The organism is Flammeovirga kamogawensis (assembly GCF_018736065.1).
Classification (GTDB): domain Bacteria; phylum Bacteroidota; class Bacteroidia; order Cytophagales; family Flammeovirgaceae; genus Flammeovirga; species Flammeovirga kamogawensis.
Window position 1 is genome coordinate 392,027 of record NZ_CP076128.1, and the last position, 24,520, is coordinate 416,546.

Sequence of the window (24,520 nt, forward strand, 5' to 3'; positions counted from 1 at the left end):
AATTAAAATATAAATACTATGGACGCAGTTAAAATTCTTCTTGTAGAGGATGACAGAATTATAGCATCACTTGTTAAAAAATATCTTGATATCAGAGGCTATGCAGTTAATCATGCAGAAGACGGGGTAGAAGGTATGAAAGAATATGACAAGGCCGACTATGATTTGATCATAATGGATGTCATGATGCCTCACAAGGATGGTTATACATTAGCTGAAGAAATTAGAGCAAAAGATCCATACATTCCGATTTTATTCATGTCTTCGAACAATTTGCCGAAAGACAAAATCAAAGCATTTAGAATTGGAGCTGACGATTATGTTACTAAACCAGTAAATGTTGAAGAATTATTACTTCGTATTGAGGTAATTTTAAAGAGACAAAAAAGTGAGCCTAAAGTTGAAGTAGGTAACGAAGATGATCCACATGAGATTCATATCGGAAATTACTTATTAGACTTCCCTTATCAGAAACTAAACATTGGTGATGACACAAGAAAATTAACTACGCGTGAAGCTGAATTGTTAAGATTCTTACACCGCCACCGTAATTCATTAATCAAACGTGAGTACATCTTACAAGAAGTTTGGGGAGATGATGATTACTATAAAGGACGTAGTTTAGACGTGTTTATGTCTCGTCTAAGAAAGTACCTTAAAGATGATCCTACTATCGAAATATTAAATGTTCATGGTATAGGATTTAAATTCTTAGTACAAGACTAGTAATTAGTTTTAACTAAAATAACCTGATGGTATTAATACTGTCAGGTTTTTTTATGTCTTTATTTTCTTAGTAGCTTTATGGAAAATCTAACAAATGAAGATAGCAGAGTTTACAATTAATAATGACTATGTCATAGATGTCTTCTTATTTCCTGAGGGATCTGAGATAGCTGTTACACGATTTGAAGGTCTTGTTTCTTCAAATATTTATAACAATTGGTCAATAAAATATGTTGTAGAAGGTAATTATATGAAATTTGCTCCTGAAGTAGACTATGTGCATTTTTCAGATAGGCCTTTAACTAGAATTGATTTTGGTAAAAATATGCACAGAATGGGTGTGTTGTCTTTTATAGGATCAAATACATATCAAGTTTCAGATAGGTTGATGTTTATAATGAACAACGAAACAGGGAAATCTTACGATGGTATTTGTGCACCTATTGGAGTAGTGGCAATAGACCATCAAAAAAAGCTAGAACAATTAAAAGAAGGGATGAAAATTGAGAAAATTATAATTAAAGACCTTCCTAAAGAAGAAATATTAGCACGAATCCCTGCTTTTATTTGAATTCTCTTAATATTAACAGCATATTTGCTGTCTGAAATAAGTCAATATTATGATACCTTTCTCATATTATATGTTAGGGTCAGCATTTCTATTTAGTATAGGTCTTGCTGTTGCTCTTACCAAACGAAGTGCAATTGTAGCTCTAATGGGAGTAGAATTGATGCTAAATGCAGCAAATATTAATCTAGTAGCTTTTGCACAAAGAGATGCAAGTCTCGGTGAAGGTAATGTGTTTGCTGTATTTGTAATAGTAATTGCGGCAGCAGAGGTTTGTGTAGCTTTAGCATTAATTATTAAGCTATTTCAATATTTTAGATCAATTGATTTACATAAGATCAATACGCTAAAAGAAGATTAAAAAAGTAAACAAGAACTAGTCAACAAATAAACTATTTGAACTTTTTACACATCATAATTTCAATTGCAGTTTGTTCCCCGTTACTAGGGGCGTTAATACTAACATTACGAAAATCTAATCAAGCAGCAGATAAAATTGCTACTTTAATGATTGGTATTAGTGCAATTTGTAGTATCGTAACTTTTGCACTTGTGTGGTCAGGGCAAAATGTATTTATCTCAAAAGAATGGTTTTTCTTAGGAGATAACTATTTCTATGCAATTTTATCTATAGATAAGTTAAGTGCTTTACTACTTAGTATGGTAAGCATTGTTTCATTTTTAGTACATATATACTCTTCTGCTTATATGCAGGGAGATCCTCAATATAAAAGGTATTTTACACTCCTTAATGTCTTTACATTTTCAATGTATGGTGTATTGTTGTCAGATAACTTAGTCTTAATCTACCTTTTTTGGGAGTTAGTAGGTTTCTGTTCTTACATGCTCATTGGTTTTTGGAGAGAAAAAGAGGCAGCTGTTAAAGCCGCAAAAAAAGCATTTATTGTAAATAGAGTTGGAGATGCTGGTTTTATGGTAGCTTTACTTTGTTTATATGCTCAATTTAGTACACTTAGTTTGCATGCAATTGTTGAACAATTTGATATATCAATGTTATCAAATACAACAATCTTAATAGCAGCAATAGGAGTTACTTTAGCTGCAATGGGTAAATCTGCGCAGATTCCATTTTCCGTTTGGTTACCCGATGCAATGCAAGGACCAACACCTGTATCAGCTTTAATTCACGCAGCTACTATGGTTGCGGCAGGGATTTACTTATTGGTAAGATGTTTCTTCTTTTTACCTGATGAAGTATTAGTGTTTATCGCTGGAGTAGGTGGAGTAACTGCATTTGTTGGTGCGTTTTCTGCTCTTTCTCAGTATGATATAAAAAGAATATTAGCCTATTCTACAATATCTCAATTGGGTTATATGATGCTTGCAATTGGCGTTGGAGATCCAGAGTCAGCAATATTTCATTTAACTACACATGCGTTTTTTAAAGCAGGACTATTTTTAGGAGCAGGAGCTTTAATACACAGCATGCATCAAGTTTCTTGTGATATTTGTAAAGGATTTGATCCTCAGGATATTCGTTGGATGGGTAGTTTAAGAAATTATATGCCAAAAACGTTTATTGGCTTTTCCATTGCTTTAGCTGCATTGATAGGCTTACCTTTTACATCTGGTTTCTTATCAAAAGATGCTTTATTATCTTCAGTTCTATTAAAAGCAACTAATGATGGTATTTATTGGCAATTTCTTGCTCTTCTTGGTTTTGGTGCAGCAGCTTTAACGGCATTTTATTCAATTAGAGTATTGTATAAGGTCTTTTTTGGCGATTTAGGTATTGCTCAGCATAAAGTATGTCAGAAATGTTTAGTACTTCCTCATGAAGTAGGTAATAGAATGTATTTACCAATTCTTTTATTAAGTACATTATCTGTATGGTTCTTCTATGTTCTATCACCTTTTAATACATCTGGGAGTTGGATTCAAAATTCCCTTTCAATTCCAACTATTGATCATCATTCGGTACATGTTTTTACAATAATATTATCTATTAGTATGATTTGTTTAGGTGGTGGTTTGGCTTATTTGATTTATTTTAAAGGGAGATTATTAAACCTAAAGACATCTTTTAAACAAGGTGTTCTCTTTAAGGTATCCTATAACTTTTTTTATATTCAAAACTTGTATAAAAATAGTGTATTATCAGTACTATTTGTAGCAAGAAGTTTAGACCGTATTCCTCATGCAGACGAAGGCTTTGTAAAACTTGCAATTGGAACTTCAGAATTTGTGAGAGGGTTTGATGATAAAGTTATAGACTTTCTAGTGAAATTATTTGCTGTATTTAATGTTGTTTTCGGACACGTTTTAGCATGGTTTGATAAATATATTGTGGATGGAGTAGTACTTTATTTTACAAAGTTTTTGTGGCTATTAGGAGATCTATTCCGAAAACCTCAAGGAGAAAGGACACAAAGCATGATTGCATGGTCATTATTTTTGCTTCTTTCATTGTTCACAATTTTATGGTTTTAAAGAAATAAACTAACAAAAGTTTTTATATAGATATGACGCAATTTTTGCTCACATTATTAGTTTTTATTCCGATTTGCGGAACTTTTATAATCTTATTATTACCAAATAGTCTTAAACCTATTTTTGGAAAGATTACAATCGGAATTAATTCCCTTCAATTATTAATTGCTGGGGTATTAATGTCTGGTTACCAAGGTTTATCTGAGAGTATGAATGGAATACTATCTCTAGATAAATATCAATTTATAGAAAAGTACGAATGGATTGTGTTAAACTTAGGTACATTCGGAAAACTTCGTGCTGACTATATTTTAGGAATTGATGGTTTAAGTAATACAATGGTGCTTTTAGCAGCTATTGTGATGGTTATAGGTGCTATATCATCTTTGGAAATTAAAAATAAGAGAAGAGGTTTTTATGCTCTCTATCTTTTATTAAGCGGTACAATCATGGGTTGTTTCTTAGCTTTAGATTTCTTCCTGTTTTATTTATTCTTTGAATTCATGCTATTACCAATGTATTTCTTGATTGGTATTTGGGGTGGGAAGAATAGTGAGTATGCATCAATCAAGTTTTTCATTTATACTTTAGTTGGTTCAATTTTTATTTTAGTGATAATGATTGCACTAGCAGCTTCTGTAATTGATCCTGCAGCAACTGCAGTAGAACTTGGTTTTGCGACAAACATTGATAATGTCTCACTAGATATCATAGAAAAAGTTCACGTCTTATTAGTTTCAGGAGGTATAGATCAATCGAATTTGGTAAGGACATTCACATTATCTCACATGATGGATGCTCAGAACTTTATTCCTAACTCTATCCTTTCTTTGGATTCTGGAGCGGAGTTGTTTGGTACACACGTTAGGTATGTAGCCTTTTTAATGGTCTTCATAGGCTTTGCTATTAAATTACCTGTTGTTCCATTACACACTTGGTTACCTGATGCTCACGTTGAAGCTCCAACTTCAATTTCTGTAGTATTAGCAGGTATCCTTCTTAAAATAGGTGGATATGGAATGCTTCGAATTGCCTATTCAATTTTCCCTGATGGAGCACATCATTTTGCCTGGTGGATTGCCTTTGGTGGAGTAGTATCTATATTATACGGAGCTTTTGTAGCTTTAGGTACACACAATCTTAAAAGAATGATAGCCTATAGTTCTGTATCACATATGGGTTTTGTAATGCTTGGTATAGCATCGTTAACAGCTGAAGGTATTTCAGGAGCAATTTTTCAAATGTTTTCTCATGGTATAATATCAGCTGCCTTATTCTTAATTGCAGGTGTACTTTATTATAGAACAGGTAACTTAGAGATAGAAAATTATAGTGGTTTATCATCAAAGATGCCAAGGTATACAATGCTTGCAACAATAGCATTTTTTGCATCTTTAGGTTTACCCGGTTTTTCAGGCTTTATGGCTGAATTGTTTGTGTTTTTAGGAGCGTTCAATTCTTCTGCAGTGAACAATTTAATTCCTCGTTGGATGACAATTGTAGCCACTTTAGGTTTAGTATTAAGTGCCGCATATTATTTGTGGGCAATGCAAAGAATCTTCTTAGGTAAATTCTTTTTAAAAGATGAGTCGATGGAGTCAAAACTAAAGGATTTAACTGCAAGAGAAGTAATAATGTTAGCGCCACTAGCAGTTATAACTTTTGTTTTAGGTATTTACCCTAAGTTACTTTTGAATTTAATAGAAGGTTCTGTAACTGTTTTTGTAGAGTTTGCCAACTTTGTAGGAACAGAATATATGAATACTTTGATGGGCCTTTAATTTAGATCAATATGGAAATAGATTTGTTGTCAAAATTAGCTGACATAATTGATAGTATTCCATTTTTGGTTTCAGAGATAGGAATAATAAGTATATTGTTAGGGGTTATAATTGTTGATTTATTACCAATTAAGTTTAATAGAAACTTCCTCTACCTTTTCGCATTAATTGGTGTTATCGTAGATATAATATATTTAGGATGGTTTGCTGAAGCAACGACATCTAAACTAATGTTATTTACCGTAAATAACGATCAGTGGAGTATAAAAATCAGAATTTTAGAAGATTTTTGTGCTGTATTATTATACCTACATTTATTCTTTAATAAGAAAAAAGAATCTGAGACTCAAAAGCATTTGAGTGGACAGAGTGAGTGGGCTGTATTAACATTAGGAATGTTATTAGGAGCACATTTTTTAGCAATGGCGAATGATTTTATCATTGCAATTTTAGCTGTTGAATTGATATCCTTACCATCTTATTTGTTGACAGCTTTTAATAATAATAAAATAAGTTCAGAGGCGAGTATAAGATATTTTTTATACGGAGCTGTAGCTACCGCAATTACAATATATGGGGCGTCAATATTATTTGGTTTAACAACAGCTATTGACTTTCAGGGAATTGCGTTATATAATAAGTCTTATTCTTTATTATTTATCTCAGCTACTGTATTATTAACTATTGGGTTCTTATTTAAATTAGGAGCATTTCCAATGCATATATGGGTACCAGATGTTTATCAAGCAGCGCCTATTGAGGCAGTAGCTTATTTTTCTACTTTACCTAAAATTGGAGCAACTATATTTTTATATAGATTCTTTTTCGAATCTGAGATTATAATTAATCCATACATCAATTACTTTATTTTAATGGCTGCCTTATTATCAATGTTTATTGGTAATTTATCAGGTTTATTACAAAAGAGTATGAGAAGGCTTATGGCTTATGCATCAATAGCTGGAGCTGGTTTTATCTTAATAGCTACACTTAACATTCAAGATATTTCAACAAATGCATTGTATTATTACTTAGTTACTTATGTAATTGGTATTTATACAATATTCTTATTTATTGGAGAAGTTGAAAAACAATATAATTCTGATAAACTTGATACTATTATTGGTATTGGGTGGACCTCAAATGCACGTTTTTGGGGAATTGGAATTGTGTTAGCAGTAATGTCGTTAATTGGATTGCCACCTTTAGCTGGTTTTACAGCTAAATTATTGATATTTAGTTCTCTTTGGGAATTATATATTATGAATTCAGATAGTCTATATTTAATTGCTATGGGGTTAGGTTTATTGAATACAGCCATAGCTTTAGCCTATTATATTAAGTTTCCTTTTAACATGTATAAAAGAAATAGTAAGAAGGAATTACAAATGTCATTGCCAATTGCAATAATGATCTCTATTTTAGGGTTATCATTATTTATTTTATTTATTGTGCCTTCTATACTAATATAAGAAGTCTGTTTAATTTTTTTTAACGTGTACATTAACTCTTGGTTATTATTAGGATTCTTTTTGATTCTAGTAATATTAATTGTTGTGGTTTTTATTCAATTTATTCGATTAAAAAACCAAGCGCAGAAGACATATGTTAAGAGTGTTAGAAATTTTAAGATGTTAAGTCTTTTAATGGAGAACTCTCATGATGTGATTTTTTCTGTTGATACAAATTTCAACTATTTAGCATTTAATAATGCTCATGTCGATACAATGAAATCCGTTTATGGATGCCAGATTGAACTTGGGAATAACATTCTTAAATACATGAAGGTAAATAACGACGATGAAATAGCGAAAGATGATATTACAAGAGCAATTAATGGTGAAGTTTATTCGGTAATCCGTTCATATGGCGATGAAGAAAAACACCAAAGAGCACATTTTGAGGCAACTTATACACCAATTAGATCAGAGAATAATATTATAACAGGCGTTTCTGTAGTTGTAAGAGATGTTACAGAGCAATATAATTCCCAAGAGAACCTTAAAAGAAGTGAGAGAAAGTATAAAATGCTTTTTCATTATAATTATTTAGGAGCACTTATTATTTTAAACGGACGAATTGTTGATGCAAATGACACAGCAATGAGTTTATTAGGGTTAGAGATGCATGAACTCCTGGGAATGTCATTAGACGAAGTTTTTATTAACCTTACTGATAACCCATTAAAGGAAAAACGTATAATTCATTATTATAATAATGGAAAGAAAATCTTTATTCTTAGAGAAGAAGTTATTGGCGATCAGAAAGATCCTCAAAACATTCTTTTTATAGAAGATGTAACCGAAAAAAATAAAGCCGAAAAAGAATTAATTCGAGTTAATAACCAAGCAAAAGTATTACTTGAAAGTGCTAAAAGTTACATTTTTTCAGTTGATGTAAATTACGGAATTGTATTTTTTAATACTAGATTTTCATCACTTATGGAAAGTGAATATGGGATTTCTGTTAAAGTAGGTGATAAAATAAACGGTCCAAAATATCATGAATTTTTCTATAAGTTCAGAGAGAATTTTGAACGAGCATTTACAAATAGAAGAATGTTTGAGCTTGAATTTAAATTAAATCAAGAAATTTATCTTCAATCTGTATTTTCACCATTATTAAATGAAAAAAATGAGATTTATGGCCTTGCGATTTACAATATTGACATCACAAAAAATAAAAAACACGAAACACAGATTTATCAATTAAACTCTTCATTAGAGCAAAAAGTACAAGAAAGAACACAAGAATTACAACAGCAAAGAGTAAAACTTGATTTAGCATTAAGTGCAGCTGATGTTGGTACATGGTCGTATTTATTGAACGATATATTTTTATGTGATTCTAGATTTCTTGAAATCTTTGGTCTCAATTCAATTACTTATACAATTCATGATTTCCTGAAATTTGTTGATGCATCAGATGTTAAGAAAGTAAATGATGTTGTCAAAAAGGTAAGTGCAGGAAAGGTGACAGATATTGATTTATCTTTTAAGATTAATCATCCATCGAAGAATATTCAATATCTGCAGATTTTCGGTAAATCACGTTTGAATTCGGGAGTTTATGAAATGAATGGTGTATGTTGGAACTTAACATCTCAAAAAAATATTGAACAAGAACTTGAGTTTGCTAAAAATGAAGCTGTCAAATCAAGTGCTGCAAAGAGTTTATTTTTAGCAAATATATCACATGAAATTCGCTCCCCATTGAATGCCATTATTGGTCTAAGTAACATTTTATATAAAAAGTTCGAAGACACCAATCAATCTGCTGAATTTATTGAACAACTAAAATATATTTATTTCAATGGTGAATATTTATCAGAATTGATCAATAACATTCTAGATTTCTCAAGAATTGATGCTGGGAAGATGTCTATTTCAATGGAAAAAGTTGAAATTATCAACTTGATCAGAATGATTGTTAAAGTACATGAGTTTTCATCTGTAGAAAGAGGTATTTATATTAACCTCGAATTTGATAAAAGTGTTCCAGAAGTATTTCTAACTGATAAAACCAAGTTTAGACAAATTTTGACTAACCTTTTGACTAACGCAATCAAGTTTACAAAAGATAAAACAGATATTGTTGTAAAGGTGAAATCTGAAAATAATAATTTCATTTTTTCTGTAGAAGATCACGGTATTGGTATCCCAAAAGACAAACTAAATGTAATTTTTGATTCTTTTGAACAGGCAGATAAGTCAGTTACAAGGAAATTTGGTGGTACTGGTTTAGGATTAGCAATTTCTAAAAGAATGACAGAAATGCTAAATGGAACTATATCAGTAGAGAGTAAAGAGGGTAGAGGTACTATTTTTACTATTGAATTACCTGTTAAAGAATCAAAGTTAAAACCAACGGGAAAGGAACATATATTAGATGTAGAGCCTGTATTCCAAACAGAGGACATTGTTTTAGTTGTGGAGGATAATAAAATGAATCAGTTTATGATGAAAGCATTATTTAAACAATTAAACCTATCTATAGAAATTGCAGAAAATGGAGAAGATGCTATTCAAAAAATTAAATCAAAAAAATATAATTTGATATTAATGGATATTCATATGCCAATAATGGGAGGAATTTCTGCAGCTAAGATAATACGTCAAGAGTTAAAAGAAACAGAAGTTCCTATTGTAGCTTTAACTGCAGATGCATATTGGGATAAAAGATTTAAAGCTTTTGCTGTAGGAATGAACGATTATCTCACTAAGCCTATAAATAGAGCTGAGTTATTGAATATTTTATCTAAATATTTAATTAAGGATAAAGATTTACCTAAAAATTATTTAGATCCAAATGTACATTCTGATCTAATAGATGAAATTAGAGCGGTGACTGTAGATCAGAATATGACATCTGAAGCCAAGTTAAAACGACTGAAAAATATAAGTAATTTGCTTCAAGATTATGATACAGGTTTTGTGAAATATATTGACCATTTATCAGAAGCTATTGCAAGTGAGAAAAAGGTCGATCTATTTTAAGAAAAATAGACCGACTTTGTTTCAATTGTAGCTTCTAATTGGTGTAATATTGAATACAAGCCAAAATAAGTTCTATTTAAATATAAACCATCTCTTTGTCCTCTAGGTTTCTTAGAAGATTTCATTAAGTTTTGGTTATCCTGGTTATCAGCAATAGCTGTTATTTCATTGAAATAACTTTCTTGACTAAAATCAAAAGGGGAACTATGAAATGGTCTTGATAAAATTTCAATCATTGAGCTAAACAAAGCGTCTAGTTTATTTTTATCTTCTTCAGTATCTGTGTCATAAATAAACCTCATATTAGAAAAAACCTGTTTTCTTTTCTCATCATTATTAAGGTTTTCTGGAACCATCAAGTCAAAATAATTCTCATAGAAAGGCGAAGGAATCTCTTTAACACATCCAAAATCAATAATCCCGAGTAAGCCTTCTTTATTAATAATAAAATTACCAGGGTGTGGGTCCGCATGAACTTCTTTTAAAGTATGAATTTGATGATCATAAAAATCCCAAAGAGCCTGCCCAACTTTATTTCTAATTTCTTGTGAAGGGTTTGTCTCTAAAAAATCTGGCAAGTGCATTCCGTCTAACCAATCCATTGTAAGGATTTTTTTAGAAGATAAATCTGGGTAGTAGTTTGGGAAAGTAACGTTTTTGATATCTTTACAAGCACTTGTTATTTCTTGTGAGCGTTTAAGTTCCAAGTTATAATCAGTTTCAGAAAGTAGCATATTTTCTACTTCTTCCATGTAATGTTCTACATCTTGTTCATTCAACCCCATCATTCTAACTGCAATGGGTTTTACCATTTTGAGGTCTGAACTTACGCTTTCAGCAACACCAGGGTATTGTACTTTAACTGCATATTTTTGTCCATCTTTAACGGCTAAATGTACTTGTCCAATACTTGCAGCGTTAACAGCCTCTTTAGAAAACTCGTCAAAAATTTGATAAGGGGCTTTACCAAAAGCTTTCATAAATGTTTTATTAACTAAAGGTAAAGACAACGGAGGGGCTGAATATTGTGACATTTGAAATTTGTCTGTGTATGCCTGAGGTAGCATATTTTTATCCATACTCATCATCTGAGCCACTTTCAATGCACTACCTTTAAGTTCGCTTAATGCGTCGTAAACATCTGCTGCATTTTCTTTATGTAACTCTTCCTTACCTTTATAATCAGCATCAACAACAGTTTTGGCGTAATGCTTTATGTAATTTGTTGACACCTTGGCACCAACTTTTACAAATCTAGATACACGTTGAACACGGCTAGATGGTATACTTTTTTGAACTTTTTTGTTGATGTTTTCCATTGGGTTATTTTTGAAATAAAAACTTGACTAATGATACTGCAGAATCAGCAAAATTAGGAGCCATGAGATCCATTATTAAATTTACACTTTTCTCGATAATTTCGTCGGTATTTTCTGCTTCATCTGATGTATCATTAGCCCAATACTTTATTACTAACACCGCTTGTGCAAATATTAAGTTGCCATAATAATCAGAAATAAACATTCTAGACTCAATTTCTCCTGTTTCAATAGCTTCGTTTATGATTGTATTGAAGTGAGATAGAAAAACATTTTTTATTGCTGTTGATCTATCATCTACCATTTTTAACTCGAAAGGGGAGTGAATGTTTGAAGAAAAAACAAAGAATTCTTTTTGAGACTTTAAGATTTCTATCAAATTATAGAAGAAAGAAAGTGTTTTTTCCCTAGCTCCGTATTCTAAGTAATTAGGGTCTGATGCGGCATTGTTAAAAGCTATTTCAATACTATTAATCCATATAGAAGTCTCAAGCGCATTTAGCTCCTTTTCTGAATTATAAGTGATTGATTCTTCATTTATTAGCTCTTTGTCTATAAACTCAGAAAGTTCATTTGGACGCCTCTTATGTGAAGAAATAAAGTTGATATAAGATATTTCTATTTTTTTTGAAAAATTCTCCATGAAGGTTAGGTATTTTAATTAATGTATGTTAATTTCATTCTTGAAGTTTGTTTGTTAGTTTAGTTTATTAAAGTGGAAGGAACCTCTGATTTTCGGGGGTTTCTTTTTTTATGTTTTAATAACAGTCATAAACAAACAGTATTCATCTATAAATTGAGTATTTAAATTGATCTGTTAACTTTGTAATCATCGAAAACATTAATATTGATATCGTGAATAACAAACGAAGTGCTGATTTGTTCAGCAAAGCTCAAAATACAATTCCTGGTGGAGTAAACTCTCCTGTTAGAGCATTTAAGTCTGTAGGAGGAACACCATTATTTATAAAAAGTGCTAAAGGCGCGTATATCACAGACGAAGATAATAAGAGTTACTTAGAATTAATCAATTCTTGGGGCCCAATGATTCTTGGTCACGCACATCCAGCAATATTAGAGGCTGTTCAAGGTGCTGTAAATAATTCATTATCGTTTGGAGCTCCAACTTCAAAAGAAATTGATATTGCAGAGTTGATCTGTAGCATGGTGCCATCGATCGAAAAAGTTAGAATGGTAAACTCTGGTACAGAGGCAACAATGTCTGCAATACGTGTAGCAAGAGGTTATACTGGCAGGGATAAATTTATTAAAATAGAAGGATGCTATCATGGTCATGGCGATTCATTTTTAATTGCTGCAGGTAGTGGAGCAGTTACAATGGGTGTTCCAAATAGCCCAGGTGTCACGGAAGGTACAGCTAAAGATACTTTATTAGCTCCATATAATGATGTAGATAAAATTGAGCAATTAATTGCTGAAAATAAAAATGAAATAGCTGCATTAATTATAGAACCTGTCCCTGGTAATATGGGATTAGTACTACCAACGAACGATTACTTAAAAAAGCTTAGAGAAATTTGCACTCGTGAAGGCATCATTTTGATATTTGATGAAGTTATGACAGGTTTCCGTTTAGCAAAGGGTGGTGCTCAGGAAGTATTTGATGTAACTCCAGATATGACTACTTTAGGAAAAATTATTGGAGGAGGAATGCCTGTTGGTGCTTACGGAGGTAAAGCAGAATTGATGGATTATGTAGCTCCTGCAGGCCCTGTTTATCAAGCAGGAACTTTATCAGGTAACCCAGTGGCAATGGCTGCAGGTTTAGCTATGCTTAATCATTTAAACGACAACCCTGCTGTTTATTCAGATTTAGCTGCAAAAGGCAAAAAGTTAGCAGATGGAATTCAAGCTGCTTTAGATAGAAAGAATTTACCTTATAAAGTGACTCTTTTAGGTTCTATGGTATGCCTTTTCTTTACTGATAAAGAAGTAAATAATTTTGCTGATGCTCAAACTACTGATACTGAAAAGTTCGGTAAGTTTTTCCATGCAATGTTAGAAAATGGAGTATACCTTCCACCATCACAATATGAAAGTTGGTTTATGTCTCAAGCATTAACTGATGAAAATTTAGATGAAATTATTGCTGCAGTTAATGCATCATTAGATACTGTAGAAGCTTAATAGCTAAAGATTAAGTAATTGAGTATGTCTAAAAAGAAAAAAAGACAATCTATAAAAAAAGAAGTTGCTGTTTGTGATACATTTAAATGGCAACATCTTTTTTTATATGGATTTCGATTAGAAAAATCTAAATGCCCTCAATGTAAAACACAACCAAATTTTTCGGATAGACAAAAGATGTTTATTGATTTAGGTTTTGGTTTTATTTTCGCAGCCTTATTTGTTACATTGCCTAATATTTTGTTAATTTTTGGGTTTGACTTAGGGCAATTAGGTGCGTTCTTAATAGTCGTTATTATTGTTCTTATTATCCGAGAATCTCTCATAAAATTATGGCCAACAAAAAAGTAGTTGGTAAATCACATACTATCATGACAAATACATTAAAAACAATTTTACTTGCTGGTGCATTAGTCAGTCAAGTGTCATTAAGCGTAAACGCACAAGAAGATCCTTTAAAAGGAGCTCCAGAAAATTGGTTCAACCTAAGCTATTCTCAAGATAATGTTTACGGAGTTGGAACAGAACAGGCTTACAATGAAGTCTTAAAAGGCAAAAAAAGTAAAAAAGTTGTCGTTGCTGTAATTGACAGCGGAATAGATATCGACCATGAAGATTTAAAATCTGTAATTTGGGTTAACCCAAAGGAAATAGCAGGTAATGGTATCGATGATGATAAAAATGGCTATATCGACGATGTGAACGGGTGGAATTTTATTGGGGGTGAAGGAGGAACCTTTGTCAATGAAGAAAACCTAGAAGTTGCGCGTATGTATGGTACGTTGAGTAAAAAATATGAAGGTAAAGACGAGTCTGATATTTCAAAATCTGATAAAAAAGAATACAAGCTCTGGCTTGAAGTAAAAGAATCTTTTGAAACTGGATTTGCTGAAGCACAAGAGAATCTAGAAAGATATGATTTTTTACTGCATCAATTTAAAAGAGGTAAAGCTTTATTTATGGCTTATTTTGATTTAGAATCAGAAGAAGAATTATTGGGAGCTTTAGAGACTCTAAAAACAGAAGATGAGACGCTTTCTGGATTGTCAGGTATGGTTACAGGCATGTTAAGTAGAGGTGTTACAGCAGAACGTATTCAAGAAGGAGTAGATTATTTTACAGATCAAGTAGAGTATAATTATAATCCAGATTTAAATACAAGAGAAATTGTTGGGGATGATATCAATGACAAAAAACAAAAAATATACGGTAATAATAGCGTGACTGGTCCAGATGCAATGCATGGAACTCACGTTGCGGGTATTATTGGAGCTTCTAGAGGTAACAACTTAGGTATTGAAGGAGTAGCTGATAATGTTGAAATTATGGTGATTAGAGCAGTGCCTAATGGAGACGAAAGAGATAAAGATGTTGCAAATGCAATTCGTTATGCCGTAGATAATGGTGCTAAAGTAATTAATATGAGCTTTGGCAAGCCTTTTTCTCCTTATAAATCAGATGTAGATGCGGCTGTAAAATATGCCGATTCGAAAGGTGTTTTATTGATACATGCAGCAGGTAATGATAATAAAAATACTGACGTTGAAAGAAATTTCCCGAAGGATAAATATTTAAAAGGTGGAACTGCTCGTAATTGGATTGAAGTAGGAGCATCAACTTGGCATATTGATGAAACATTACCAGCAACTTTTTCAAATTATGCTAAGAAAAATGTTGATTTGTTTGCTCCTGGTTATAATATTTATTCAACTGTTCCAGGTTCAGAATATCAGTCTTTAAATGGAACAAGTATGGCCTCTCCAGTAGTTGCAGGTTGTGCAGCTGTTTTAATGTCATATTACCCACATTTATCAGGAGCAACAGTTAAGAAGATCTTAATGAAAACTGTTACACCTTTAAAGAGTAAAGAGGTATTTAAGCCAGGGTATGAAAGTTTAGAGGAAGGAGAAGAACCAGAAACTGTAAAGTTTGGTACTCTATCAATAACAGGGGGTGTTATTAATTTATATGAAGCATGTAAATATGCTGAGAAGATATCTAAGTAATTATTCTTAAAAGATATTTAAAGCCCATTGCTGAAAAGTGATGGGCTTTATTTTTATATTAACTTATTCAACTAATAAATTATCTATCAATCTAACTTTTCCTAAATGAGCTGCTATAACAATTGCATACGATTTAGGAGTGCAATTTTCATTAACAGGTTTTAAATCAGAAGAATTTACTATGTCCAGGTACTCTAAATGGAAAGAATGGTTTTTATGGAAATTTGAAATACCCCATTCCAACACTTCTTTTGGTGTTTCTAGATTTGAAATTTTTTCTTTCATCTCTGAAATTATAGAAAATATAAATGGTGCAATTGCTCTTTCTTCTTTCGTTAACCTAAGGTTTCTAGAAGACATTGCTAATCCATCGTTTTCTCTTACGGTAGGAACACCTATAATTTCAATACCAAAAGAAAGATCAGTTGCCATTTTTCTGATAATTAGAAACTGTTGTAAATCTTTCAAACCAAAATAGGCCTTCATTGGACTTACCATATGAAAAAGTTTACTAACAACTATACCAACACCATTAAAATGTCCAGGCCTAAAAGCTCCTTCTAATTGATTTTCAATTTCTCCAAAATTAAATCCACAAATGTCATTTTGTTTAACGCCTTTCGGATACATTTCTTCAACTGAAGGTAAAAAGACAACGTGACATCCTGCACTCTCTAATAATGCAAAATCTTCTTCATGTTTAACAGGATAATGTTTTAAGTCTATTGCATTATTGAATTGTGTTGGATTAACAAAAATACTGCAAATTGTGATGTCGTTTTCTTTGTTTGATTGTCGGATTAATGTTAAGTGTCCCTCATGTAAAGCACCCATTGTCGGAACAAAACCGATCGTTTTTTTTGAAAATTTGCAATTATTGACAAATTTTTTCAAAGTACTAACTGTGTTAAAAACGTCCATTATAGGGGTTGTTTTTTAAAAAATAAATTATTAAGTAAATATGTAAATTTAAGTTAGTTTGCTACTTAAAGTTGAATTTAAGTAAGTTCTTCCGTACTTTTGCGTAGAAAAGGTGTAAATACGGTAGAATATGTCGAAATTAAAAATTCTCTACGTTTCAAGTGAGATAAATCCATTTTTAAAAACTTCTGAAGTTGCAGATTATGTTAGGAAGCTTCCACAGTCGATGCAAGAAAGAGGTATGGAAATCAGAATTATGGTTCCTAGATTTGGTTTAATCAACGAGCGTAAGAACAGGTTGCATGAGGTAGTAAGACTTTCGGGGATGAATATTGCCGTAGGTGAAGATGAAAAACCACTAACAATAAAGGTGGCTTCTATTCAGAGTGCTAAATTGCAAGTATACTTTATTGATAACGAAGATTATTTCCATAGAAAATCTGTTTTCAGAGATAAGAAAAGCGATGAGTTTTTCGAAGATAATGATGATAGATCAGTATTTTTCTGTAAAGGGGTAATCGAAACTGTAAAGAAATTGGGCTGGGCTCCAGATGTTGTTCATTGTAACGATTGGTTCACAAGTTTCATTCCTTTATATTTAAAAACTTCATATAAAAATGATCCTATGTTCAAAAATGCAAAAACTGTATTTACAGTTTATGATACGCAGTTTGATCATAAATTCGATCATGATGAATTGACTAAGAAAGTGAAAATGCTTGATATCGATGATTCAATGCTTCAAGATCTTTCAACAGCAGATTACAACAGTTTTATAAAAATTGGTTCAGAATATGCCGATAAAGTAACTAAAGGATCTCAATCAATTAATGATTCAGTTGCTGAAGTTTTATCTGGATATGGTGAAAAAGTTGCTGAAGATATTCAAGAAGGAGATGAATATGCAGAGTCATATTATGATATATATACTGGATTAGCAGAGTAATTTTTGCTTTTTAAGTATTTTTATAAAAAAAAGGCTGTCGAAATACGATCGATAGCCTTTTTTGTTTGTGTACTTCTATATAATTTGCAATTTTTGTCGAACCGTATTTATACTTTGCTTTCAACCATTTTACCGAATCCATTGTCATTCCAATGAAAGGTTATATAAGTGAACCTTTTTAAATGATATTTTCCGAGATGAATATAAAAACAGTTTTTACCAGAGCGATTTTATTTTTTGCAATTATTTTTTGTTTTGCATGTGAGCGAACAGACTTACAAACTATCGTTATTGGTGGTGATCTAATAGATGACCAGACTCAAATGTGTTACGCAGATACTTTTGAAATAGATGTGGAAACACATTATATGGATTCTTTATATACAAAGAATGGAGCTTACTTCTTAGCTGGTTATGTAGATAATGGAGCAGAGATAGGCCAAACAAAAACGTCTGCTTTTACTCAATTAAGTATTGGGTCTGAAGAAGCATTAAACTTTGATGACAGGGAACTTGATTCATTATCACTTTCATTGGCATTAGACAAGACTTCTATTTATGGTGATACTTCACAAACTATCACATTGGAAGTTTATGAACTAAGTGAAACTATTAAAGGTGATTCTGCAGAATATTTCTCTACAGATTCTGTAAAATATTATACTGAAGTTTTAGGCTCGAGAACTTTTAAAGTTTCAGATATTGAAACAGATACTGTTAATATTGTGTTATCTAACACATTTGGTCAAAAAATAATTGATGGAGCTGAATATGCTGATCAAGATGATTTTGCTAGTAAAATTAAAGGTTTGGCTATTCGTGTAAAAGATGGACAAACTGCAGCTTGGGCTGGAAAGTATAGTTTGGAAAATTATGGTACTGTAATGAATTTACATATGCATTACTTCGGTGACACGAATGAAGATACTATTCGTACAACATACTATTTTGGTTTTAAAGAAAGATTTAATCAGATTGATTATACACCTGGAACATTAACTCAAAACATTAAAATTGGGGATGTTGTTAATTCTGAAAATTCAAGTAATTATGGTTTTGTATTCGAAGGTACAGGTATGGTAGCAAGAATTAAATTTCCTTCTTTAGTGAATCTATTTAGAAAAACAGGGCAAGCAATTACAAGTGAATCAGATACAATACGTGAAGTTCATATCAATCAAGCACAGTTAGCAATATCAGCTATCGGTGTTGATGATCCAGAATTTAAAATTTATCCAGCAACAAATACTCCTCCACCAAGTGGATTATATTTTGGTTTTATGAATTCAGATGGTACAATTCAAACTGTATCTCCAGATTCTAAACAATATAAATTATTACAAGCACAGTATCCTTCTTCAGGAGATTATCAAATTCCATATAGTTCTTCTACTCAAGTTTACGGTTGGGCAAAACTAGCCGAATACTTACAAGAGAGAACATTTAGAGAAATTGAAGGATTACCTTTGGAAGATGATGGCCTAGTAATTTTACCCAATCAACAATCAACTTCAATAAGAAAACTTATTTTCGCAGATGATAAGAATCCGTTAAATCATCCGCTAAATGGTCAAGCAATGAAACTTAAGCTAATTGTTTATTATGCTGTTTTCAACGACCCAACTTACATTTGTAATTAAATTATTATTCATCACAAACAAATAAACTTATGTGCGGAATTGTCGGTTACGTAGGACATAGACAAGCACTTGACATTCTTATCAAAGGCTTAGAGCGCTTAGAATATCGCGGTTACGATAGTGCCGGTGTATCATTAATAGAAAATAAAGACGTTAAAGTTTTTAAGTGTAAAGGCAAAGTTGCAGATTTAAAAAAGCAATTAAAAGGTCAAGACACTAAAGGCTCTACAGGAATAGGACATACACGTTGGGCTACTCATGGTGCACCTAACGATGCAAATGCACATCCTCATTACTCTTCAGATTCAAAATTAGCAATGGTTCATAATGGAATTATTGAAAATTATGGTGCATTAAAAGAAACATTAATTGAAAGAGGACATGTTTTTCATAGTGATACTGATACAGAAGTATTTATTCACTTTATTGAGCAGGTTCAAAAAGATAATAACTGTCCTTTAGACGAAGCAGTACGTATAGCTTTAAATGAAGTTATTGGAGCATACGCTATTGTTATAACAAGTGAGGATAATCCAGGTCAATTAGTTGCTGCTCGTAAAGGAAGTCCACTAGTTATTGGCGTTGGAGAAAATGAATTTTTCTTAGCATCTGATGCTACACCTATCATTGAGTACACAAAAGATGTTGTGTATATTAAAGATGAGGAAGTAGTTTTATTAAAGGATGGTGAGATGATAATTACTGATGTTAAGAATGAAGTGCAAACTCCATATCTTCAAACATTAGAATTAGAACTAGAAGCAATTGAAAAAGGTGGGTATGATCATTTCATGATGAAAGAAATCATGGAACAGCCTAAGTCTGTTGCTGACTGTCTTCGAGGTAGAGTGATTGCTAAAGACAACCATGTTAAATTGGGTGGTATTTTTAATCATTTTGAAGATTTATTAAATGCAAATAGAATAATAATTGTTGCTTGTGGTACTTCATGGCATGCAGGTTTAGTTGCTGAATATATCATTGAAGAATTAGTACGTATTCCTGTTGAGGTGGAGTATGCGTCTGAATTTAGGTATAGAAATCCAATTATTGGAAAAGGTGATGTTATGATTGCTATTTCTCAATCAGGAGAAACGGCAGATACCTTGGCAGCAATGTCTTTGGCAGAATCTAAAGGAGCAACTGTTATTGGTGTTTGTAATGTGGTTGGGTCATCAATTGCAAGAAACTCTCATGAAGGTGCTTATACACACGCTGGACCAGAGATTGGTGTTGCAAGTACAAAAGCATTTACTGCTCAGTTGACTGTTTTGACAACAATGGCATTAATGTTAGCAAAGGAAAAAGGATCTTTAACGGAGGCTCAATTACATGATCTTTTGGTTGAATTTGAAAATATCCCTGCGAAGATTGAAGCTGTTTTAAAAACAGATGCTAAAATAAAAGAAATGTCAGCATTGTATAAAGATGCTAAAAACTTCTTATATTTAGGTAGAGGATTTAATTTCCCTGTTGCACTAGAAGGTGCTCTGAAACTAAAAGAGATATCATATATACATGCAGAAGGTTACCCAGCTGCAGAAATGAAACATGGTCCTATTGCTTTGATTGATGAAGAAATGCCTGTAGTTGTTATTGCAACTAGAGATAGTTCTTATGATAAAGTAGTTTCAAATCTTCAAGAAGTAAAAGCTCGTAGTGGTCGAGTAATAGCTATCGTAACAGAAGGAGATGCTTTAATTCCGAACATGGTAGACCATGTAATTGAAGTTCCTGATACTCATGAAGTATTGATGCCTATGATTTCTTGTGTACCATTACAGTTACTTTCATATCACATTGCTGTTATGAGAGGTTGTAATGTAGATCAACCAAGAAACTTGGCAAAATCAGTTACAGTAGAATAATAATATACAGCAGTAGTTATTAGTAATAACATTAATAACTACTGTGTTTTGATTTTAAATATGCGCGACGAATATACGTACAATACAGGTAGAACAGATATCATCCTAAAAGAGTATGGTAGAAATATTGAACAACTTGTAAAGTTTATATCATCTTTAGATGACAAAGCTTTAAGAACTCAATATGCTTATACTTTAATTGCATTAATGAAGCAATTGCATCCAATTCAAAAACAACTAGATGATAGTCAACAAAGAATATGGGATCACTTGCAAGTAATGTCGGATTTTGAATTAGATATTGATTCTCCTTATCCAACACCCACTGAGAATATGATGTTTAAAAAACCTCGTAAAGTGGAGTATAATTAAACACATATTCGTTTTAAGCATTTTGGTAAGAACTTAGAGTTAATGGTAAAAAGTGCTTTAGAGCAGGAAGACCAAACTGCTAAGGAAATCGCTTTTACTAAAATTGTCCATTTAATGAAGTCATTCTATTCTGCTCAAGTTAATGATCAGATTGAGGATGAGGTTATTATTAATACGTTGAACTCTTTGGCTAAAGGCCAAATCAACATGAGGGAGATTAAAGAGAAGTATCCTGAATGTTTTAAAAATGTGAAATTACCACCATCTTCTGGAAATAATAAAGGAAACATGCAAGGTAATAATAGCAATCATTCAAATCGTTCAAACAATTCAAATCGCTCTAATAATAACAATAATAAAAACAGGAGGAAAAAGAGGAGAAAGTAATTACCCTCTTAAGTAAGTTGTTATGTAATAAACAACTCCTAAGAATAACATCATTATAGCTGTTGCTTTATTTAATCTCAAATATCTACTTGAGAATGATAGAACACCTGCTAAAAGACATATAAGTATCGCAAAGATCAAATCATAATTAAGGGTATAATCGTATAAGGTTGTACCCTTAATTGTTAATAAAGAAGGAGCAATTAAAAAGTTTATAATGTAAGAACCCATAATATTTCCAATAGCAATATCATGTCTTTTACTTTTTAATGCTGATAAGGTGGTTGTGATTTCAGGCAATGAAGTACACACAGCCATTATACTAACACCAATGAACCTTGGGTTAAGACTAGTATATTCACTAAGTAATAGAGCTTCTACAACAGATATATAAGCCCCACCAGCAATAATTAAAAAGCCAATTATAATATCTCTAACAATAAAATGATGTGAAAGAATACCTTTAGGAATTCTTTTAATCATTAAAATTTCTTTTTTGTTTTTAGAGCTACCAAAAATTATCAAGTAATAGGTAATAAATAAGCCAATTAAAAAGATACTATCAAGAGATGATAACGTATTTTCAGTAGCGTTAAAAAATAGTTTTTTATTGAGCAACAAGAATAATAAAGAGCCACTTAAAACGGCAAAAAATGTATCTCTATAAATATTTTTTGCAATTACTCTAATATTTACAAAAAGAGCTGATATACCTAAGCCAAAAACAATATTGAAAGTATTACTACCTATGATCGTCCCAAAGGCTAATGTTTCTGCACCTTTATAACTAGAGATAAGTGCTACAGAAATTTCTGGAATAGAAGTACCCAAAGCGACTAAAGTTAAACCTATATGTACACCAGAGAAGTTTGTTTTAGCAGATAGTACAGTAGCTCCTTTAGTTAACATTAAAGCTCCTTGCCTCATAAGGAGAATACCTGTTAAACTTATTAGAATATGAATAAATATATCCATCGAATACTATAAATGAAGATTGAAGTGATCAGCATCTAAATGAGCAGGGAATTTTTCTCGAATACTCTGAACTTCATTATAATCGAGCGTTACAATTTTGATTTCATCTTCTTCATTCGGAACGTTTAGTAATTCACCTTTTGGTGTGTAAGCAACAGAAAATCCATTGTAATCAATCCCATTTTGATCTGCACCAACTCGGTTAACACCAATACTAAAGCTTAAATTCTCGAGCCCTCTTGCGTTTAATAAGGTCTGCCAAGCAGAGATTCTAGCTTTAGGCCAATTACCTATGCATAATAAAATATCATAATCGTTATTTGTATTTCTACACCAAAGGGGAAACCTTAAATCATAACAAATAATAGGATTAATTCTCCATCCTTTCCATTCTTCAATTAATTGGAAATTACCAGGACTAAAAGTCATATGCTCCGAACCCATTTTAAAAAGGTGTCTTTTATCATAATGGGAGAGTGTGCCGTCAGGTTTTACAAAAAGAAGACGATTAAAAATTTGACGATCTTGTCTAACTGGGTAACTACCAATAATAGCAGCATCAAGTCGCTTTGCTTGTTGTAGCATCCATTTAGTCGTCGTTAGACCAATTGGTTCTGATAGTTCAGCTGCAGAAGGATGAAAGCCTGTAGTGAATAATTCTGGAAAAACTACGAGATCAACATTTTCATCTTCAATCTCAGATAACTTTTCCTCTAACTCGGCCATATTTGCCGTAGGATTCATCCAGTGTATAGATGTTTGTACCAGTGCGATTTTTAATTGTTCCTGATGTCTCATATCTAATTAATCTATCTTTCCTATAAAAGTTACGTAAAAGTAATCTCCATTATTAGCGTTCTGAAAAACAGCTCCACCAATAGCATTTGCATTTCTATCGTCTATGGTTGATCGACAAGTTTGTGTCATAATTTTGACAACTTCATTAGGGTCTAAATTACTAGATGCACTGAAACCCGTGCAACCTTTTGCATTTGCTCCAGTTTGAGCTTTGATTACGCTAGTGTACCTACTTATTATTTGATCATCTTTAGATATTTGTTCGCGTAAACCAGGGTTATCTGCTAATTCAGATGCAAATCTTTTAGCTTGCTCAAAAAATATTGGATTAAATTCTAATTCCGTTAAATTTATTTCTTCTCTATGATCATTAATTCTATTCATAAAATCTTGGTCTAAACTTGTAGGTGAAGCCCAGTTGATTTCGTTGTTAGAATTGCAACTTATAAATAAAATTAAAGGTAGTATTATGTGGATTAATCTTCTCATCTAAAAAATACTATTTAAGAATAGTGATAAAAAAAGCCATCTTTTCAGATGGCTTGAAATATAACTATTTTTTTGGAAATCTCATTCGATATGAATGATTTGCTTTCCCTTTAGTGATATTATTTAATTTACTTTTGATTAATCTTTTCTTTATTGGAGAAAGATAATCTGTAAATAATTTACCTTCAATATGATCGTATTCATGTTGAATAACACGTGCAGTCATTCCTGAGTAGACTTCTTCTTTTTCGTTTAATTCTTCGTCTAAGTATTTGATTTTAATACTTTCTTTACGAACAACTTCACCGTTAATTCCAGGTATACTTAAACATCCTTCGTCAAAACCACACTCTTCACCAAATTCCTCGATGACCTCAGCGTTAATAAATGCAGATCTTAACCCTTGTTCTTTACTTTCCTCATCGATCATTAAGTTAGAGTCGATGACAAAAATTCTTTTAGCTATGCCAATCTGAGGACCAGCTAATCCTACTCCGCTAGCACCTTCCATTGTTTCAAACATATCGGCAGCAAGAGTTTTTACATCTTTAAGCTCTTCTTCAGAGAAGTCTTTTGCGACTTTTCTAAGAATAGGGTCGCCATATGCTACAACTGGATAAATCATTTAT

At 31.9% G+C, this 24,520-nt stretch carries 20 protein-coding genes and 1 pseudogene; 14 read left to right on the forward strand and 7 right to left on the reverse strand.

Features of this window, described 5'->3' with window-relative positions:
• Nucleotides 1-18: 18 nt before the first annotated feature.
• The 7 genes from KM029_RS01565 to KM029_RS01595 all read left to right on the forward strand — a co-directional run bounded on the left by KM029_RS01565 (nt 19) and on the right by KM029_RS01595 (nt 10,022).
• On the forward strand, nt 19-726 hold the full coding sequence (locus tag KM029_RS01565) for a response regulator transcription factor (RefSeq protein WP_144075036.1): 708 nt from the start codon (nt 19-21) through the stop codon (nt 724-726).
• Nucleotides 727-820: 94 nt separating this feature from the next.
• Nucleotides 821-1,297, forward strand: coding sequence for a hypothetical protein (locus tag KM029_RS01570; RefSeq protein WP_144075037.1), 477 nt, complete (start codon nt 821-823; stop codon nt 1,295-1,297).
• 49 nt (nt 1,298-1,346) lie between these two features.
• Nucleotides 1,347-1,655, forward strand: coding sequence for an NADH-quinone oxidoreductase subunit NuoK (nuoK, locus tag KM029_RS01575; RefSeq protein ID WP_144075038.1), 309 nt, complete (start codon nt 1,347-1,349; stop codon nt 1,653-1,655).
• Nucleotides 1,656-1,690: 35 nt separating this feature from the next.
• Nucleotides 1,691-3,745, forward strand: a complete 2,055-nt coding sequence (locus tag KM029_RS01580) for an NADH-quinone oxidoreductase subunit 5 family protein (protein WP_158631124.1) — start codon at nt 1,691-1,693, stop codon at nt 3,743-3,745.
• A gap of 32 nt (nt 3,746-3,777) precedes the next feature.
• The gene (locus tag KM029_RS01585) at nt 3,778-5,526 is read left to right on the forward strand and encodes a complex I subunit 4 family protein (protein ID WP_144075040.1); all 1,749 of its coding nucleotides are present in this window, start codon (nt 3,778-3,780) and stop codon (nt 5,524-5,526) included.
• An 11-nt stretch (nt 5,527-5,537) separates the two neighbouring features.
• The gene (locus KM029_RS01590; RefSeq protein WP_144075041.1) at nt 5,538-6,998 is read left to right on the forward strand and encodes an NADH-quinone oxidoreductase subunit N; all 1,461 of its coding nucleotides are present in this window, start codon (nt 5,538-5,540) and stop codon (nt 6,996-6,998) included.
• Nucleotides 6,999-7,157: 159 nt separating this feature from the next.
• Entirely contained in the window at nt 7,158-10,022 is a 2,865-nt protein-coding gene (locus KM029_RS01595; protein WP_144075042.1) for a hybrid sensor histidine kinase/response regulator, read from the forward strand.
• Here KM029_RS01595 and KM029_RS01600 read toward each other — a convergent pair.
• Both KM029_RS01600 and KM029_RS01605 read right to left on the reverse strand, forming a co-directional pair.
• Entirely contained in the window at nt 10,019-11,341 is a 1,323-nt protein-coding gene (locus KM029_RS01600; protein WP_144075043.1) for an ABC1 kinase family protein, read from the reverse strand. The two genes, KM029_RS01595 and KM029_RS01600, sit on opposite strands and share 4 nt — an antisense overlap.
• A 4-nt stretch (nt 11,342-11,345) precedes the next feature.
• Nucleotides 11,346-11,984: a hypothetical protein gene (locus KM029_RS01605; protein WP_144075044.1), complete on the reverse strand. Its 639-nt coding sequence runs from the start codon at nt 11,982-11,984 to the stop codon at nt 11,346-11,348.
• A 212-nt stretch (nt 11,985-12,196) separates the two neighbouring features.
• Between KM029_RS01605 and hemL the strand changes: the two genes are divergently transcribed.
• The 3 genes from hemL to KM029_RS01620 are packed head-to-tail and all read left to right on the forward strand — an operon-like array spanning nt 12,197 to nt 15,495.
• Complete coding sequence (gene hemL, locus KM029_RS01610) at nt 12,197-13,489, forward strand: glutamate-1-semialdehyde 2,1-aminomutase (protein ID WP_184679471.1); 1,293 nt, start codon at nt 12,197-12,199, stop codon at nt 13,487-13,489.
• Nucleotides 13,490-13,513: 24 nt separating this feature from the next.
• On the forward strand, nt 13,514-13,840 hold the full coding sequence (locus KM029_RS01615) for a hypothetical protein (protein WP_144075046.1): 327 nt from the start codon (nt 13,514-13,516) through the stop codon (nt 13,838-13,840).
• Complete coding sequence (locus KM029_RS01620) at nt 13,822-15,495, forward strand: S8 family peptidase (RefSeq protein ID WP_240050323.1); 1,674 nt, start codon at nt 13,822-13,824, stop codon at nt 15,493-15,495. The genes KM029_RS01615 and KM029_RS01620 overlap by 19 nt, the downstream gene beginning before the upstream one ends.
• Nucleotides 15,496-15,558: 63 nt before the next feature.
• Here KM029_RS01620 and panC read toward each other — a convergent pair whose 3' ends face one another.
• Nucleotides 15,559-16,416 carry a pantoate--beta-alanine ligase gene (panC, locus tag KM029_RS01625; RefSeq protein ID WP_144075047.1) on the reverse strand — a complete coding sequence of 286 codons (858 nt, stop codon included), beginning with the start codon at nt 16,414-16,416 and terminating at the stop codon, nt 15,559-15,561.
• A 130-nt stretch (nt 16,417-16,546) separates the two neighbouring features.
• Between panC and KM029_RS01630 the strand changes: the two genes are divergently transcribed.
• The 4 genes and pseudogenes from KM029_RS01630 to KM029_RS26860 all read left to right on the forward strand — a co-directional run bounded on the left by KM029_RS01630 (nt 16,547) and on the right by KM029_RS26860 (nt 21,629).
• Nucleotides 16,547-17,362 (forward strand): glycogen/starch synthase, encoded by an 816-nt coding sequence (locus tag KM029_RS01630; protein WP_144075048.1) that lies wholly within the window; start codon nt 16,547-16,549, stop codon nt 17,360-17,362.
• Between the two features lie 197 nt (nt 17,363-17,559).
• Nucleotides 17,560-19,002 (forward strand): DUF4270 domain-containing protein, encoded by a 1,443-nt coding sequence (locus tag KM029_RS01635; RefSeq protein WP_144075049.1) that lies wholly within the window; start codon nt 17,560-17,562, stop codon nt 19,000-19,002.
• Between the two features lie 29 nt (nt 19,003-19,031).
• The gene (glmS, locus tag KM029_RS01640) at nt 19,032-20,870 is read left to right on the forward strand and encodes a glutamine--fructose-6-phosphate transaminase (isomerizing) (RefSeq protein ID WP_144075050.1); all 1,839 of its coding nucleotides are present in this window, start codon (nt 19,032-19,034) and stop codon (nt 20,868-20,870) included.
• Nucleotides 20,871-20,930: 60 nt separating this feature from the next.
• Nucleotides 20,931-21,629: pseudogene (locus KM029_RS26860) on the forward strand (DUF4290 domain-containing protein).
• Here KM029_RS26860 and KM029_RS01655 read toward each other — a convergent pair.
• The 4 genes from KM029_RS01655 to def form a co-directional block, all read right to left on the reverse strand.
• A complete protein-coding gene (locus tag KM029_RS01655; protein ID WP_144075053.1) occupies nt 21,630-22,604 on the reverse strand; it encodes a sodium:calcium antiporter in 975 nt (324 codons plus the stop codon).
• Between the two features lie 6 nt (nt 22,605-22,610).
• Nucleotides 22,611-23,402 carry an amidohydrolase gene (locus KM029_RS01660; protein ID WP_144075054.1) on the reverse strand — a complete coding sequence of 264 codons (792 nt, stop codon included), beginning with the start codon at nt 23,400-23,402 and terminating at the stop codon, nt 22,611-22,613.
• Between the two features lie 6 nt (nt 23,403-23,408).
• Nucleotides 23,409-23,786, reverse strand: coding sequence for a CAP domain-containing protein (locus KM029_RS01665; RefSeq protein WP_144075055.1), 378 nt, complete (start codon nt 23,784-23,786; stop codon nt 23,409-23,411).
• Nucleotides 23,787-23,955: 169 nt separating this feature from the next.
• On the reverse strand, nt 23,956-24,516 hold the full coding sequence (gene def, locus KM029_RS01670) for a peptide deformylase (protein ID WP_144075056.1): 561 nt from the start codon (nt 24,514-24,516) through the stop codon (nt 23,956-23,958).
• Nucleotides 24,517-24,520 lie beyond the last annotated feature (4 nt).

Bases quoted from the DNA above. Each gene is read 5' to 3' on its own strand.
- KM029_RS01620 (WP_240050323.1), top strand. From the start codon at position 13,822: ATGGCCAACAAAAAAGTAGTTGGTAAATCACATACTATCATGACAAAT.
- KM029_RS01565 (WP_144075036.1), top strand. From the start codon at position 19: ATGGACGCAGTTAAAATTCTTCTTGTAGAGGATGACAGAATTATAGCA.
- nuoK (WP_144075038.1), top strand. From the start codon at position 1,347: ATGATACCTTTCTCATATTATATGTTAGGGTCAGCATTTCTATTTAGT.
- KM029_RS01655 (WP_144075053.1), bottom strand. From the start codon at position 22,604: ATGGATATATTTATTCATATTCTAATAAGTTTAACAGGTATTCTCCTT.
- KM029_RS01585 (WP_144075040.1), top strand. From the start codon at position 3,778: ATGACGCAATTTTTGCTCACATTATTAGTTTTTATTCCGATTTGCGGA.
- KM029_RS01590 (WP_144075041.1), top strand. From the start codon at position 5,538: ATGGAAATAGATTTGTTGTCAAAATTAGCTGACATAATTGATAGTATT.
- KM029_RS01595 (WP_144075042.1), top strand. From the start codon at position 7,158: ATGTTAAGTCTTTTAATGGAGAACTCTCATGATGTGATTTTTTCTGTT.
- KM029_RS01570 (WP_144075037.1), top strand. From the start codon at position 821: ATGAAGATAGCAGAGTTTACAATTAATAATGACTATGTCATAGATGTC.
- panC (WP_144075047.1), bottom strand. From the start codon at position 16,416: ATGGACGTTTTTAACACAGTTAGTACTTTGAAAAAATTTGTCAATAAT.
- def (WP_144075056.1), bottom strand. From the start codon at position 24,516: ATGATTTATCCAGTTGTAGCATATGGCGACCCTATTCTTAGAAAAGTC.
- glmS (WP_144075050.1), top strand. From the start codon at position 19,032: ATGTGCGGAATTGTCGGTTACGTAGGACATAGACAAGCACTTGACATT.
- KM029_RS01660 (WP_144075054.1), bottom strand. From the start codon at position 23,402: ATGAGACATCAGGAACAATTAAAAATCGCACTGGTACAAACATCTATA.
- KM029_RS01605 (WP_144075044.1), bottom strand. From the start codon at position 11,984: ATGGAGAATTTTTCAAAAAAAATAGAAATATCTTATATCAACTTTATT.
- KM029_RS01635 (WP_144075049.1), top strand. From the start codon at position 17,560: ATGAATATAAAAACAGTTTTTACCAGAGCGATTTTATTTTTTGCAATT.
- KM029_RS01600 (WP_144075043.1), bottom strand. From the start codon at position 11,341: ATGGAAAACATCAACAAAAAAGTTCAAAAAAGTATACCATCTAGCCGT.
- KM029_RS01665 (WP_144075055.1), bottom strand. From the start codon at position 23,786: ATGAATAGAATTAATGATCATAGAGAAGAAATAAATTTAACGGAATTA.
- KM029_RS01630 (WP_144075048.1), top strand. From the start codon at position 16,547: ATGTCGAAATTAAAAATTCTCTACGTTTCAAGTGAGATAAATCCATTT.
- KM029_RS01615 (WP_144075046.1), top strand. From the start codon at position 13,514: ATGTCTAAAAAGAAAAAAAGACAATCTATAAAAAAAGAAGTTGCTGTT.